Below are 14,596 nucleotides of genomic sequence, written 5' to 3'. Positions count from 1 at the left end.
TGTCATGAAAAACTCATCCCCACTGAAATGGTTTGCCTCCCGCGAGGGGCTCTACTACCTGGCGCTGGCCCTGTTGCTGGTTGTCATCCTGCCGCTGGCCCTGGACCCGTTCCGCCTGAACATGGTGGGCAAGTATCTGACCTATGCGTTTGTCGCGATCGGTCTGGTTATGTGCTGGGGTAAGGCGGGTATTCTCAGCCTCGGCCAGGGCGTGTTCTTCGGTCTTGGCGGATACTGCATGGCGATGTTCCTGAAGCTGGAGGCCTCCACGCCGGAGGCCACCGCCATCCAGTCCACACCGGGAATCCCGGACTTCATGGACTGGAACCAGTTGACCGCATTGCCGTGGTTCTGGGAACCGTTCCACAGCCTTTCGTTCACCTTCATCGCCATCATCGCGGTACCGGTGATCCTTGCCTTCGTCATTGGCTTTGCCATGTTCACCCGACGGGTGGGTGGCGTGTACTTCGCCATCATCACCCAGGCCATCGCAGCCATCCTGACCATTCTGATCATCGGTCAGCAGGGTTACACCGGTGGCGTGAACGGCATCACCGATCTGAAAACGCTGGCGGGCTGGGACATTCGTACCGACTCCGCCAAGACCATTCTGTACTTCGTGTGTGTGGGCATGCTGTTCCTGTGCCTGTTTGCCGCCCGCTTTGTGCAGAACCGCAAGCTGGGTCGCATCCTGGTGGCCATGAACGCCCAGGAAATGCGGGTGCGCTTCTCCGGGTATGACGTAGCTGCCTTCAAGATCTTCGTGTTCTGCCTGGCCGCCGCTTTCGCGGGTATCGGCGGCGCTCTGTTCACCCTGATTGTTGGCTTCATGTCGCCGTCGTTCATTGGCATCGTCTCCTCTATCGAGATGGTGATCTTCTGTGCTCTGGGTGGCCGGTTGTCGATCCTTGGTGCGGTGTACGGAGCGCTGCTGGTCAATGCGGCCAAGAGTGGATTCTCAGAATCCTTCCCGGAACTCTGGCCTTTCGCCATGGGTGCTCTGTTTATCGGTGTGGTTCTGGCCTTCCCGAACGGCCTGGCCGGCCTTTACCAGACCTATGTGATGCCGCTGGAAGATCGTTTGTTCAAGCGTAAGCCAAAGGCTGACAAGGCAGAGCCTGTGTCGCAAAAACCGGTGGAAAAGAAAGACGAGGGCCGTGATTACGACCCGATGCTGGATCAATACAGCCCGGAGAAATCCTGATGAACGCAGCCAAGACCACGAGCAAGGATTTTCTGCTGGCGGTGGAAGGACTCACCGTGTCCTTCGACGGCTTCAAGGCAGTGGATGACCTTTCGTTCTACCTGGACCCCAAGGAGATCCGGGTGATCATCGGCCCTAATGGCGCCGGCAAAACCACGGTACTGGACCTGATCTGCGGCAAGACCAAGGCCACCTCGGGCTCCATCAAATTTGCCGGCAAGGAGCTGACCAGACTGAAGGAACACCAGATTGTGCATTCCGGGGTGGGCCGGAAGTTCCAGACCCCGTCGGTGTTTGAAGACCTGACTGTGTTTGAAAACTTGGAGGTGTCTTATCCACAGGGCCACTCGGTGATGGGTGCTCTGGCGTTCAAGCGTGATGCGCAGGTGATCGAGGCTGTGGAAGAAGTGGCTGAAACCATCTTCCTGAGTGACGCACTTGACCAGCCGGCCTCGCTGCTCAGCCATGGCCAGAAACAATGGCTGGAAATCGGCATGTTGCTGATCCAGAAACCGGATCTGCTGATGCTCGATGAACCGGTGGCCGGTATGTCGGTTGCCGAACGCCAGAAAACCGCCGAGCTGTTGCGGCGGATCACCAAAGACCACACGGTACTGGTGATTGAGCACGACATGCAGTTTGTGGGCGACATTGCAGACCGGGTCACGGTGATGCACCAGGGCAAGGTTCTTTCCGAGGGGTCCATCGAGCACGTGAAATCGGACCCGAAAGTCATCGAAGTCTATCTGGGGCACTGATCATGCTGAGCGTTAAACAACATTCGGTGGCCTATGGCCAGAGCAGCATCATCCAGGACCTGAACCTGGAAGTGGGCAAGAACGAGATTGTGGCTGTGGTGGGCCGCAACGGTATGGGCAAAACCACACTGATGAAATCCCTGGTGGGGATGACACCCACCAAAGCAGGGCAGGTCACGCTCGACGGGACCGATCTCTCTAACCTGAAGAGTTTCCAGAGGGTGCGGGCCGGGATCGGCTTTGTGCCCCAGGGACGCATGATCTTCCCGACCCTCACCGTGAAGGAAAACATCGAAACCGGCCTGGCGGCGGTGGGCGAGAAGAAGATTCCCGAGGACCTCTACGAACTCTTCCCGGTGCTCAAGGAAATGCAGAACAGGCGCGGCGGCAACCTCTCGGGAGGCCAGCAACAACAACTGGCGATTGCCCGTGCGCTGGCAACCCGGCCGAAGGTGCTGCTGCTTGATGAGCCAACCGAAGGCATTCAGCCCAACATCATCAAGGACATCGCCAAGACGCTGCGCCGAATTCGCGATGAGCGGGGCCTGTCCATTGTGGTGTCGGAGCAGGTGTTGAGCTTCGTGATGGACGCGGCAGACCGGATTCTGGTGATCGAGAAGGGAAAGATCGTTCACGAAGAAAGTCGGGAAGAGGCCGATCAGGAAAAAATTGCCAGTTATCTGGCTGTGTAACACAGGAGTCTGACCATGAGACACGGTGATATTTCCAGCAGTAACGATACCGTCGGCGTGGCGGTGGTGAACTACAAAATGCCGCGGCTGCACAGCAAGGCCGAGGTGTTGGACAACGCCCGCAAGATTGCGGACATGATCAAAGGCATGAAGGTCGGCCTGCCGGGTATGGACCTGGTGGTGTTCCCCGAATACAGCACCATGGGGATCATGTACGACAACGACGAGATGATGGAGACCGCGGCGACAGTGCCGGGGGACGAAACCGCCATCTTCTCGGCGGCCTGTCGCGAGGCCAATACCTGGGGCGTGTTTTCGCTGACCGGCGAGCGTCATGAAGATCATCCTAACAAGGCGCCCTACAACACCCTGGTATTGATCAACAACGAAGGCGAGATTGTCCAGAAGTACCGCAAGTGCATCCCCTGGTGCCCGATAGAGGGCTGGTATCCCGGGGATACCACTTATGTGACCGAAGGCCCCAAGGGCATGAAGATCAGCCTGATCATCTGCGATGACGGCAATTACCCGGAGATCTGGCGTGATTGCGCCATGAAGGGCGCAGAGCTGATTGTCCGCTGCCAGGGCTATATGTACCCGGCCAAGGAACAGCAGATCATGATGGCCAAGAGCATGGCCTGGGCCAACAACTGCTATGTGGCTGTCGCCAACGCCAGTGGCTTTGACGGCGTGTATTCCTACTTCGGTCACTCTGCCATCGTCGGTTTCGACGGCCGCACGCTCGGTGAATGTGGTGAAGAGGATATGGGCGTGCAGTATGCCCAGCTTTCCGTGAGCCAGATCCGGGATGCCCGGGCCAATGACCAGTCCCAGAACCACCTGTTCAAACTGTTGCACCGGGGGTACACAGGGGTTCACAACTCCGGTGACGGCGACAAGGGTGTGGCGGACTGCCCGTTCGAGTTCTACCGCACCTGGGTTATGGACGCCCAGAAGGCGCAGGAGAATGTAGAAGCGATGACCCGCAAAACCGTGGGCACCGCGGAATGCCCTGTGGGAGAACTGCCTGTTGAGGGCAAGGAAAAAGCCGCAGGCGCCTAAGCCCGGGAGGTTCGGATGCCGTTTATCAATGAACGGCTCGAAGCCAATCGGGATGCCATTGCAAAGAACCGGGCCGATTCAGGCCCGGTTCGTGTTTCCCGGTTTCGCTTTGAGCCAGAGGCTGTGATGACCCGCCTTCGGGCGAACATTGTGGGGCAGGATGATGCGCTTGCTGCCATGGAATCCATGCTGGTGCGAGTGAAAGCCGACATTGGGGAGGAGAACCGTCCGCTGGCCGTGCACCTGTTCCTCGGCCCGACCGGGGTGGGTAAAACCGAAACCGTGCGGCTGATTGCCGAGGCCATTCACGGCAACCGCGATAGCCTGTGCCGGATTGATATGAACACCCTGGCCCAGGAACACTACGCCGCTGCACTCACCGGCGCCCCGCCGGGCTATGTGGGCAGCAAGGAAGGCCACAGCCTGTTTGATCTGGACAAGGTGCAGGGATCGTTCGGCAAACCCGGCATCGTGCTCTTTGACGAGATCGAGAAGGCCAGCAAGGAAGTCACACGAACCCTGCTTAACGTGCTCGATACCGGTCGCCTGGTCTTTCCCTCCGGCAACCGCGAGATCGACTTTCGCAACACCCTCATCTTCATGACCAGCAACGCCGGGGCGCTGGATGCCGAGGCTCATCACCACCGTTACCAGCGGGGCTGGCGGCGATGGCTGGGGCTTTCGCCCGGAGCTGGAGACCGGATTCGGGACACCGCCCTGCGCCGCCACTTTGACCCGGAATTCCTCAACCGGATCGACCAGATCCTCACCTTCAACAACCTCACCGACAACTGGCTGGATGCCCTTCTGGACATCGAACTGGCAGGGCTCAACAAACGGCTTGCCCGCAAGCATGCGAGGCTCACGCTCTCCCCGGAACTGCGGACCGACCTGTGCCTGGGGTACGACAGCCGCTACGGCGCTCGGGAAATGCTGCGTGCTTTTCGCCAGCGGCTGGAACCGGCGGTTGCCAGGGCCCTGCTGGCGCATCCGGATTGTACGGATTTCAGCGCGGACCTCAGAGGCAGCGAAGTGGTCGTGAGCCAATACGTCGAATGACGTAGGTGCCGGGGGCAATTCGCGAATACCGCCCCCGGCGTGAATTTCCGATAGTGGATGGCGTCAGCGCAGGGGCCCTCGTCACTGCGTAACCATGCTTTGACAGACAAAGCCGAGAATCAGGAGCAACCGCTATGGCTGAAACATTAATCAAGGTCGATTTAACCAAATCTGCATACGAGAACGAAAAGGTCCACAACCGCTGGCACCCCGACATTCCCATGGCGGTGACCGTCAAGCCCGGCGACGACTTCATACTGGAGTGTCACGACTGGACCGGCGGCCAGATTAAGAACAACGACAGCGCAGACGACGTGCGCGATGTGGACCTCACCCAGGTGCACTTCCTCTCTGGCCCGGTGGGCGTTGAAGGTGCCGAGCCCGGCGATCTGCTGGAAGTGGATATTCTCGATATTGGTGCCTTCAAGGACGAACAGTGGGGCTTTAACGGCTTCTTCTCCAAGCAGAACGGCGGTGGCTTCCTGACTGAGCACTTCCCGGAAGCGCAGAAGTCCATCTGGGACTTCAACGGTATGTTCACCAAATCCCGCCATATTCCGAACGTGGAATTCGCCGGCATGATCCACCCGGGCCTGATTGGCTGCCTGCCATCGAAAGCGATGCTGGACGAGTGGAACAAGCGTGAGAAAGAACTCTACGACACCGAGCCGGATCGCGTACCCGGCCTGGCCAACCTGCCATTTGCTGACACTGCTCACCTGGGCAAACTGGCCGGCGATGCGGCCAAGGAAGCGGCGGCGGAAGCAGCACGTACCGTACCGCCCCGTGAGCACGGCGGTAACTGCGATATCAAGGACCTTTCCCGTGGCTCCAAGGTGTACTTCCCGGTTTATGTGAAAGGTGCGGGCCTGTCCGTGGGCGATCTGCACTTCAGCCAGGGCGACGGTGAAATCACCTTCTGTGGTGCCATCGAAATGGCCGGCTGGATTCATCTGCGGGTGAATCTGATCAAAGACGGCGTGGCCAAGTACGGCATCAAGAACCCGGTGTTCAAGCCCAGTACCATCAAGCCGCGTTACGAAGACTACGTGATCTTCGAAGGCATCTCGGTGGACGAAGAAGGCAAGCAGCACTACCTCGACGTACACGTGGCCTATCGTCAGGCCTGCCTGAACGCCATCGAGTATCTGGGCAAGTTCGGTTACACCCCGGCCCAGAGTTACGCACTGCTCGGCTGTGCGCCGGTAGAAGGGCATATCAGTGGCGTGGTCGATGTGCCAAACGCCTGTGCCACCCTCTGGCTGCCCACCGAGATCTTCGACTTCGACATCAACCCAACCGCGGAAGGACCGACCAAAAAGGTCACGCCGGGCACCGATGTACCCCTGTCTCCAGACAAGGAGTAAGCCATGCCACTGTATGACTACAAATGCCGCGAGCACGGCCTGTTCCAGGAGCTGGGTACCATGGCAGAGGCAGGCAGCCCGGCCGCATGCCCTTCCTGCAAGGCCCTGTCACCCCGGGTGATTGTACTGCCGCCAGAACTGGTGGGCATGGACCCGGCCCGGCGCAAGGCAGAAGAGCGCAACGAGAAGGCACGGCATGAGCCGATCATCTCCACAGCGGATCAGCGAGCCCATGACGCCGAGCATCGCAAGGCCTGCGGCTGCAAGAAGAAATCCGACGGCAAGCACATGCTGTTCTATACCGCAGACGGCAAGAAAATGTTCCCGTCCATGCGGCCATGGATGATCAGTCACTGACTGAACGTTGTGAAACGATCACGTGTTTGGCCCCTTCGGGGGCCTTTTTTATTGCCTGCCTTGTTCTCCCTGACCCTGCCGTATATAGTGTCCAAATCCTTGGTTCACTACCAGATATTGTGATCATTCTGTGAACACAGCGGTAGTCGGGAATCCGGTGAGAATCCGGAACTGACGCGCAGCGGTATTGGGGAACAAGCGAGGCACAACGACACTGGCAAACGCCGGGAAGTCGCCCCGCGAGGCCGAATCTCACGATTCACGCCCCTGAGTCCGAAGACCTGCCAGGGATGCGGAGCAATTCATGCTCCGGAACTGCACCTTCGCGACTCAGGGTGAGCAGACCGGTATTTCCCTGCCCGTACTACGGCTGTGGTGTGCCCCTGCATTCGCGAAGGCAAAAGGAATCGTCGCGATCAGGAGAGCCCAGATGTCTGCCACTGCCCTGGCTGAAGCCCAGCCGTCCACCGTTGCCCAAACCGAGACCCTTCAGGTCATCAAACGCAACGGCACCCTTGTCAGTTTTAATCCGTCCAAGATCAGCGTTGCTGTCACCAAGGCGTTTCTTGCCGTTGAGGGAGATTCCGCTGCCGGCTCCGCCCGAGTGAACGACGCGGTTCATCGCGTAACCGATCAGGTGATCCACGCCATTGGCCGTCGCCTCAAAGCCGGTGGCAAGGTGCATATCGAAGACATCCAGGACCAGGTGGAACTGGCCCTGATGCGGGCAGAAGAACAGAAAGTGGCGCGGGCCTACGTGTTGTACCGGGAAGAACATGCCCGGCAGCGTGCCCACGACGACCCGATGGAAGCCCACCCACACCTGACCGTGAAAAAGGCCAACGGCGACATTGCCCCGCTGGATCTGGGCCTGATGAAACAACAGGTAGAGCAGGCTGCCACCGGGCTGGACGGTATCGACGGCGAATCTCTGGTAGACGGTGCCCTGACCAACCTTTACGACGGCATTGCGGAAGGGGAAGTGCTGTCTGCCCTGATCATGACCGCGCGCAGCCGGATCGAACGGGAGCCGGACTACAGCGCCGTTACCGCCCGCCTGCTGCTGGAACAGCTCCGGCTGGAAAACGCAAAAGCGCTTGGGCTGCCCATCAGCCTGCCGCTGGAAGAGATTTATCCACAGGCGCTGGCCGCCTTCGTGGCAGCAGGCATTCGTTACGAATTGCTGGATGAGGCGCTTGCGGCCTATGACCTGGAACGCCTCGGCGCGGCCCTGAAACCGGAGCGCGACCTGCAATTCGGCTTCCTCGGCCTGCAAACCCTTTACGACCGTTACTTCCTGCACTGGAACGAGGCCCGCCTGGAACTGCCGCAGGTGTTTTTCATGCGCGTGGCCATGGGGCTGGCATTGAGGGAAGACAAGCCCAACGAGCGCGCCATCGAATTCTACAACCTGCTCTCCAGCTTCGATTACATGGCCTCCACGCCAACCCTGTTCAACAGTGGAACTCGCCATTCCCAGTTGTCATCCTGCTACCTCACTACCGTGGGCGACGACCTGGAAGACATCTACGGTGCCATCCGGGACAACGCTTTGCTCTCCAAATGGGCTGGCGGCCTTGGCAACGACTGGACCCCGGTGCGGGCCCTCGGGTCCCACATCAAAGGCACCAACGGCAAAAGCCAGGGCGTGGTGCCCTTCCTGAAAGTGGTGAACGACACTGCCGTAGCTGTAAATCAGGGCGGCAAGCGCAAGGGTGCCGTGTGCGCCTACCTGGAAAGCTGGCACCTGGACATCGAAGAGTTCCTGGAGCTGCGCAAGAACACCGGCGACGAACGCCGCCGCACCCACGACATGAACACCGCCAACTGGGTGCCGGACCTGCTCATCGAACGCATGCGCGAAGACCGGGACTGGACTCTGTTCTCACCCAGCGACGTGCCGGACCTGCACGATCTCTACGGCAACGCATTCCGCGAACGCTACGAGCACTACGAAGCACTGGCAGAGCAAGGCAAAATCGCCCTGTTCAAGAAAATCCCCGCCAAGCAACTCTGGCGGAAAATGCTCACCGTGCTGTTTGAAACCGGCCACCCGTGGATCACCTTCAAAGACCCCTGCAACCTGCGCTCACCGCAACAGCATCAGGGCGTGGTGCATAGCTCCAACCTGTGTACCGAGATCACCCTCAATACCAGCGCGGACGAAATCGCCGTGTGCAACCTGGGTTCCGTGAATCTGGCAGCCCACATCCGCGATGGCGAACTGGACGTGCAACGGTTGGAACAGACCGTGTCCACCGCCGTGCGTATGCTCGATAACGTCATCGACATCAACTTCTATGCCGTGCCCCAGGCCCGCAATTCCAACCTTCGCCACCGCCCGGTTGGGCTTGGCCTGATGGGCTTCCAGGATGCCCTCTACAAACTCGGCCTGCCGTACTCCAGCCCGGAGGCGGTGGAGTTTGCTGACGTGGCTATGGAACAGCTTAGCTACTTCGCCATCCGTGCCTCCGCCACCCTGGCCGGTGAACGCGGGGCCTACGAGACCTATGAAGGTTCGCTGTGGGATCAGGGCATCCTGCCCATCGACTCCATCAGCCTGCTCCAGAAAGCGCGCAGGGAAGGGGACATCACCCTCAACACCAACGCCCATCTGGACTGGACCCCGGTGCGTGAACTGGTGACCAAACACGGCATGCGCAACAGCAACGTGATGGCCATTGCCCCTACCGCGACCATTTCCAACATCGTTGGGGTGTCCCAGTCCATCGAACCGGCATACCAGAACCTGTTCGTGAAATCGAACCTCTCCGGCGAATTCACCGTGGTGAACCCCTCACTGGTGCGTGATCTCAAAGCCGAAGGCCTGTGGGACAACGTGATGGTGAACGACCTCAAATACTTCGACGGCAGCGTTCAGCAGATTGACCGCATCCCGCCAGAGCTGAAAGCCCGCTACGCCACCGCGTTTGAAATCGACGCCCGCTGGCTGGTGGAAGCCGCCGCCCGCCGCCAGAAGTGGCTGGACCAGGCCCAGAGCCTCAACCTGTACATGGCCGAACCCAGCGGCAAAAAACTGGACGCCCTGTACCAGCTGGCGTGGGAGCGTGGCCTGAAAACCACCTACTACCTGCGCTCTCTGGGTGCCACCGGTGCGGCCGAGAAAACCGCGCCCGTCGCAGCGCCTTCTGTCGCACCCGGGCCCCAGGTTTGTAGCATCGACAACCCGGACTGCGAAGCCTGTCAGTAACCACTTACTTTTATCAGGAGGCAAACACCATGCTGGACTGGGACGACAAACCAAAAACCGAACACAAACCCGCCACCACCGGCGGACCGGCCCCGGTGAACGTGGACGACAAGCGCGTGATCAACGGCGAGACCGACATCAACCAACTTGCGCCGTTCAAGTACCCCTGGGCCTGGGAGTACTTCATGAACGCCAACAAAAACCACTGGACCCCCCTGGACATCAACATGGCCCAGGATGTTCACGACTACCACCACCGCCTCACCGCTCCGGAAAAGCACGTGTACGAAAACGTGCTGGCGTACCTGACCACCTCCGACATCCTCGCCATGCGCAACATCGGCCTGGCCGTGATGGAGAAAATGAGCGCCCCGGAATTGCAGATCTACCAGGCGAGGCAGGTGTATGAGGAAGCCCTGCACACCTGGACCTACCAGCACTGCATCGAAACCCTCAACCTGGACCAGAGCGAGATCTACAACCGCTACCGAGTCGTTCCGGAGATCAACGGCAAAATCCAGCTCGCCAACCGCCGGCTGGATGCGGCCATGCGCTCCGACATGAACCTGCGCAACCGGGACGACCTGGAAGAATTCATCATGTCGTACCTGTTCTTTGCCGCTGTGTTCGAAGGCTGCTGGTTCTACAACGGATTCAGCCCCATCTTTGCCCTGCAGCGCCGCGGCCTGATGCGCGGCACCGGCGAGCAACTGCAGTACATCCTGCGAGACGAAGCCATGCACTTCTCGTTCGGCCTGAAAGTGGTGAACCAGATCCTCGAAGAGGAAAACATCACCCTCGACCCGAAAGCCGTGCGCGAGATGTGGGACGAATCCGAAGCCGCCGAGAAAGCCTACGCCGAGTACATCCTGCGGGACCCGATCCTGGGCTATTCCGCCGAATACCACAGCGAACAGTTCCGCTTCGTGGCCAACCGCCGTGCCCGCACCGTGGGCCTGGAAGAACCGTTCCCCGGAGCGAAAAACGTGTCACCCTGGCTGGATGAGCAGGCGACTATGCGGAAGGAGAAGAACTTTTTTGAGACGCGGGTGATTGAGTACCAGACCGGGGCGCAGTTGGAGTGGTGAACTGCGGCCGACCGGGTGTCTCAGCCCACTACACCACCGCCAAGCCAGAAGTTCATGGATCCAGGGGGCTACTGATCCCACGCTGATGGCTGCCGATCACGTGGGTGTAGATTTGGGTGGTAGAAATGTCATTGTGGCCCAGCAACTCCTGAATACTGCGGATGTCTGTGCCACTTTTGAGCAGATTGGTCGCAAAACTGTGGCGAAAGGTGTGGCAACTCGCCTTCTTACGAATGCCGGCATCGCGGATGGCGGCATTCACCGAACGACGAACCTGTTGCTCGCCAATATGATGGCGCCGGCGGACGCCAGAGCGAGGGTCCACTGACAAGCGATGTGCCGGGAACACGTACTGCCATGCCGGACTGCGGGCGGCATTGGGATACTTCTTCGACAAGGCATTCGGCAGATACACCTCCCCGAACCCATCGTCCAGATCCTGCCGATGCAACGCCAGCGCGAATTCAACCTGATTCCGTAACCCCTCGGTTACCGAGGTTGGCAACAGGGATCGGCGCCACTTATCGCCCTTGGTCTCCCGTACGAACAAACATTGCTCGGAAAAATCGACGTCCTGAACCCGCAACCGGGTGGCCTCCATTACCCTAAGCCCCGAACCATACATCAGGCTCGCCAACAGTTTATGGGTGCCCTGCATGTAGGACAGAACCGCCATGGCTTCATCATGGCTGAACACCGTGGGCAGCCGACGCGCCTGGGTGGTGTTGGTAAACTGCAGCTTGCCAAGTTCACGGCCGAGAAACTGGTGATACATAAACACCACCGCGTTCAGGGCGGTTTTTTGCGTGTTCACCGACACGTTTCGATTGTTGGCAAGATGGCTGAGCCAGGCGTTCACTTCCTCTGCGCCCATGGCTTCCGGGTGGCGGGCACCGTGAAACCGAATGAAATCCCGCACCCAGAGGCAGTAGGTTTTTTCGGTGCGGTAAGCCAGCTGACGAGCGCGGATAAAAGCGCGAAACCGGTCCATAAACCGGATGGGAACCGCAGGTAGTGGGGTGGGGATGTCATCCATGACAGCGCTCCTTTCTGATTACTGTATGTACGTACAGTTTAGTTGTGCCGGCGTGTTGCTGCAACGGGAAAGCGATCGAGATGACCGTAAACTGGGGGCGTGTTATTGAATCGGTTGAATTTTCAAACAAAACAATTGGATAGAAACTAGTTGTTGGGTGGAGCATAGTCGTCTTGGTGAATATTTTTATTTTGAGATTCTGACCCAAAAAGCGACGGAAGTATTTGACCTTACGGGATTTTCTGCCTAGTTTTGGAAAGAATTAAAATTGAGATATGAGTCGTGGGGAAAGTGGTCGTTGGGACTCATATACAAATGTTAAATGGTTCTGCTTTATTTATGGCAGAGCTAGATTCTGAGTCGGTGTCACCATCAAAGTTTACGGTGCCGTTAGAAAAATAAGAGGGTGTGGCTCGGTTTTCCCATTCGTTGTGGGCGGCCACATTCCTGGTTGGGGGTATCTTCAAGGTTTGAGTCCTTGCGGGGTGCCATAAATGTAGTCTGGTTCGCAGGCTCACATCTTGTTCCTTGGGTGGGCTGGTGTGTCACCACTTAACCAGGCAAGGCAGCAGACGCAAAAAGCCGCGCTGCTGCTCGCGGCGTTAGATTAGGAGCATTGCATGGAAACATTGGAAGTTCACGGCCCATTCAGTTTTCGCGGCGAGAATTCAATTTTTGATCACTCGGAAGCTTGGGTAAACGGTTTCTATATTTGGTGCGTTGAAGTCAAACCTTCTTACTACCGAGCTTACTATGTAGGTGAAGCATTAGATGTGGCGCAACGGCATAAGAGGCACCTGAGGGATTGCCTGAAAGGTAATTATCAAGCTCACTGCTTAGACGGGCTACGTCGAAACCAAAGCATCTTAATGCATCGCCCGGGCGACGGTATGATTCCTCGTTTTGCGCACATTGACCGCGAAGAATTCAACAATGATTTTATCGATAATATGCATCTCTTTTTCGCCGAACTCCCCAAAACTGGCGATAAAAAAGCGGATAAATTGCTCAGGTGTCGTTATGAGGCGGGTGTCGTCCGTCATATTGAGAACGCAGGATTGAATGTTCTTAACGTCGGTCGAATAAGTAATTGGTCTGGCGAGCCAAGCCAGGTTCAGCTTGAAACCAATGGTGTAAAGATAGAGGCCCTGTCTGGGGAGCTAGTCTCAATCTAACCAATAGTTCCAGTTCGTTCCGGGCCCTGAAGGGCCCTCCACCGGACAGCCTTGTCGCCGCTTAGCTCTGCCAAGGCTGCCGCTGAACAACGGCGTTACACCTCACTGATCTTGCCTTGACGCTCATACGGCAACGCCGTATATTTTGGCAATGCTATTCATCGAAACCTCAACGTTCACCAAGCTATTGCCGAACTACCTCACGGACGAGGAATACCGTGGGCTTCAAACCTACCTTTTGCAGAAACCGGATGCTGGGGATCTAATCAAAGGCTCGGGTGGCGTTCGTAAAGTTCGATGGGCACCAGCGGGTTCGGGAAAGAGCGGTGGTATCAGAGCTATCTACTATTGGAAGAAGTCTGACCACGAGATATGGATGCTCACGCTGTACAGTAAATCAGAGCGGGCCAGCATTCCTGGCCATGCGCTCAAGCAGATAGCGGAGGCAATCAAAAATGGGTGACAGGAACCTTGGGGCAGAGATTCTTGATGGCATCAATGAAATCAAGCAGTTCAAGAAGGGCAAATTGGCTCTACGAACTCATGAGCTTGCAGAGCCCTCACCGCCTAAAGTGATCAGGCTGAAGTTGAACATGTCGCAATCTGCATTTGCAGGTCTTATGGGCGTGAGTGTACGAACGCTTCAGGATTGGGAGCAGGGTCGTCGCGAGCCGCAGGGGCCTGCAGTTGCGCTTCTGCGCATTGCTGAGCAACACCCGGAAGTCTTCAATCAGCTTCACTGACCAAAGTGAGGTGTAACCAGGCCATGCACCGGATGCCAAAACCTCCGCTTCGCTGCGGTTCTGTCACTGGTGATGGCGGGCGTTAGGCTTATGGAGGAGCCGTGAAAAAAATACTAGTGATCCTTGGGCATCCCAATACAGGTAGTTTCTGCGATGCTCTATTCAATTCGTACATCAAAGGTGCGGAGTTAACAGGCGCAAATATTCGTACCATTAAGCTGAGTGAGTTGAGTTTTGATCCTGTTCTTTGGAAGGGTTATCGTGAAATCCAAGAATTAGAGCCTGACTTGATTAAAGCTCAACAGGACATTCAGTGGGCAGAGCATATAGCTTTTATCTATCCAATTTGGTGGGGATCAATTCCTTCGCTGATGAAAGGGTTTATCGATAGAATTTTTCTCCCGGGTTTTGCTTTCAAGTACCGTGAGAACTCCCAATTATGGGATAAGCTTCTCTCTAATCGAACCGCGCAACTCATAGTGACAATGGATACCCCGCCTTGGTACTTTCGTTGGGTTTATCGAAGTCCGGGACATAATGAGATGAAGCGGACAATACTTGGCTTTTCGGGCATTAAAGTGACCAAAATTTCAGAGTTTTCCCCTTTACGGTCCTCAAAGCCAGAGCAAAGAGAAAAATGGCTCAAAGTAGCAGAGCAGCTAGGTGAAAAAGCCTAACAAACGCCTCAAGAGGGACTTGGACTTCCCCCGATCTAGTGGACACGCATCGATAACTCCGAAGCAGGAGAAAACTGATGCCGGAAATGATCACGGGGAAGAAAACACAGCAATACAGCACTGAGTTCAAGGTCAAGGCGGTGGAATGGAGCCACCAGGCCCATCGA

Annotated in this window: 14 protein-coding genes and 1 riboswitch; of the genes, 13 read left to right on the top strand and 1 reads right to left on the bottom strand. The window is 57.3% G+C overall.

Annotated elements, in window-relative coordinates:
• Window positions 1-4: 4 nt before the first annotated feature.
• The 9 genes from urtC to FWJ25_RS07440 all read left to right on the top strand — a co-directional run bounded on the left by urtC (window position 5) and on the right by FWJ25_RS07440 (window position 10,798).
• Complete coding sequence (gene urtC, locus FWJ25_RS07480; protein ID WP_149599654.1) at window positions 5-1,204, top strand: urea ABC transporter permease subunit UrtC; 1,200 nt, start codon at window positions 5-7, stop codon at window positions 1,202-1,204.
• Complete coding sequence (gene urtD / locus FWJ25_RS07475) at window positions 1,204-1,962, top strand: urea ABC transporter ATP-binding protein UrtD (protein ID WP_149599652.1); 759 nt, start codon at window positions 1,204-1,206, stop codon at window positions 1,960-1,962. Before urtC ends, urtD begins: the two co-directional genes overlap by 1 nt.
• Before the next feature lie 2 nt (window positions 1,963-1,964).
• Window positions 1,965-2,654: an urea ABC transporter ATP-binding subunit UrtE gene (gene urtE / locus FWJ25_RS07470; protein ID WP_149599650.1), complete on the top strand. Its 690-nt coding sequence runs from the start codon at window positions 1,965-1,967 to the stop codon at window positions 2,652-2,654.
• A gap of 15 nt (window positions 2,655-2,669) precedes the next feature.
• Window positions 2,670-3,716, top strand: a complete 1,047-nt coding sequence (locus FWJ25_RS07465) for an aliphatic amidase (protein WP_149599649.1) — start codon at window positions 2,670-2,672, stop codon at window positions 3,714-3,716.
• A 15-nt stretch (window positions 3,717-3,731) separates the two neighbouring features.
• Window positions 3,732-4,775, top strand: a complete 1,044-nt coding sequence (locus tag FWJ25_RS07460; RefSeq protein ID WP_149599648.1) for an AAA family ATPase — start codon at window positions 3,732-3,734, stop codon at window positions 4,773-4,775.
• 134 nt (window positions 4,776-4,909) lie between these two features.
• The gene (gene fmdA, locus FWJ25_RS07455; RefSeq protein WP_149599646.1) at window positions 4,910-6,142 is read left to right on the top strand and encodes a formamidase; all 1,233 of its coding nucleotides are present in this window, start codon (window positions 4,910-4,912) and stop codon (window positions 6,140-6,142) included.
• A 3-nt stretch (window positions 6,143-6,145) separates the two neighbouring features.
• The gene (locus tag FWJ25_RS07450; RefSeq protein WP_149599645.1) at window positions 6,146-6,499 is read left to right on the top strand and encodes a zinc ribbon domain-containing protein; all 354 of its coding nucleotides are present in this window, start codon (window positions 6,146-6,148) and stop codon (window positions 6,497-6,499) included.
• Window positions 6,500-6,582: 83 nt separating this feature from the next.
• Window positions 6,583-6,802: riboswitch (cobalamin riboswitch) on the top strand.
• A 127-nt stretch (window positions 6,803-6,929) separates the two neighbouring features.
• Window positions 6,930-9,710 (top strand): ribonucleoside-diphosphate reductase subunit alpha, encoded by a 2,781-nt coding sequence (locus FWJ25_RS07445; RefSeq protein WP_149600049.1) that lies wholly within the window; start codon window positions 6,930-6,932, stop codon window positions 9,708-9,710.
• A gap of 29 nt (window positions 9,711-9,739) precedes the next feature.
• Window positions 9,740-10,798 (top strand): ribonucleotide-diphosphate reductase subunit beta, encoded by a 1,059-nt coding sequence (locus tag FWJ25_RS07440; RefSeq protein WP_149599643.1) that lies wholly within the window; start codon window positions 9,740-9,742, stop codon window positions 10,796-10,798.
• A gap of 52 nt (window positions 10,799-10,850) precedes the next feature.
• On the opposite strand, the gene FWJ25_RS07435 is transcribed toward FWJ25_RS07440, so the two are convergent.
• On the bottom strand, window positions 10,851-11,834 hold the full coding sequence (locus FWJ25_RS07435) for an integron integrase (RefSeq protein WP_149599642.1): 984 nt from the start codon (window positions 11,832-11,834) through the stop codon (window positions 10,851-10,853).
• 620 nt (window positions 11,835-12,454) lie between these two features.
• Between FWJ25_RS07435 and FWJ25_RS19865 the strand changes: the two genes are divergently transcribed.
• The 4 genes from FWJ25_RS19865 (at window position 12,455) to FWJ25_RS07415 (ending at window position 14,429) form a co-directional block, all read left to right on the top strand.
• The gene (locus FWJ25_RS19865) at window positions 12,455-13,009 is read left to right on the top strand and encodes a hypothetical protein (protein ID WP_246166695.1); all 555 of its coding nucleotides are present in this window, start codon (window positions 12,455-12,457) and stop codon (window positions 13,007-13,009) included.
• A gap of 151 nt (window positions 13,010-13,160) precedes the next feature.
• On the top strand, window positions 13,161-13,472 hold the full coding sequence (locus FWJ25_RS07425; RefSeq protein WP_149599641.1) for a type II toxin-antitoxin system RelE/ParE family toxin: 312 nt from the start codon (window positions 13,161-13,163) through the stop codon (window positions 13,470-13,472).
• Window positions 13,465-13,752, top strand: a complete 288-nt coding sequence (locus tag FWJ25_RS07420; RefSeq protein ID WP_149599640.1) for a helix-turn-helix domain-containing protein — start codon at window positions 13,465-13,467, stop codon at window positions 13,750-13,752. Before FWJ25_RS07425 ends, FWJ25_RS07420 begins: the two co-directional genes overlap by 8 nt.
• A 101-nt stretch (window positions 13,753-13,853) precedes the next feature.
• On the top strand, window positions 13,854-14,429 hold the full coding sequence (locus FWJ25_RS07415; RefSeq protein ID WP_149599639.1) for an NAD(P)H-dependent oxidoreductase: 576 nt from the start codon (window positions 13,854-13,856) through the stop codon (window positions 14,427-14,429).
• Window positions 14,430-14,596 lie beyond the last annotated feature (167 nt).

Source organism: Marinobacter salinexigens (assembly GCF_008370345.1).
Taxonomy (GTDB): Bacteria; Pseudomonadota; Gammaproteobacteria; order Pseudomonadales; family Oleiphilaceae; genus Marinobacter; species Marinobacter salinexigens.
The sequence above is the reverse complement of the archived record's forward strand: the minus strand, read 5'-3'. Positions and strand labels throughout refer to the sequence as shown.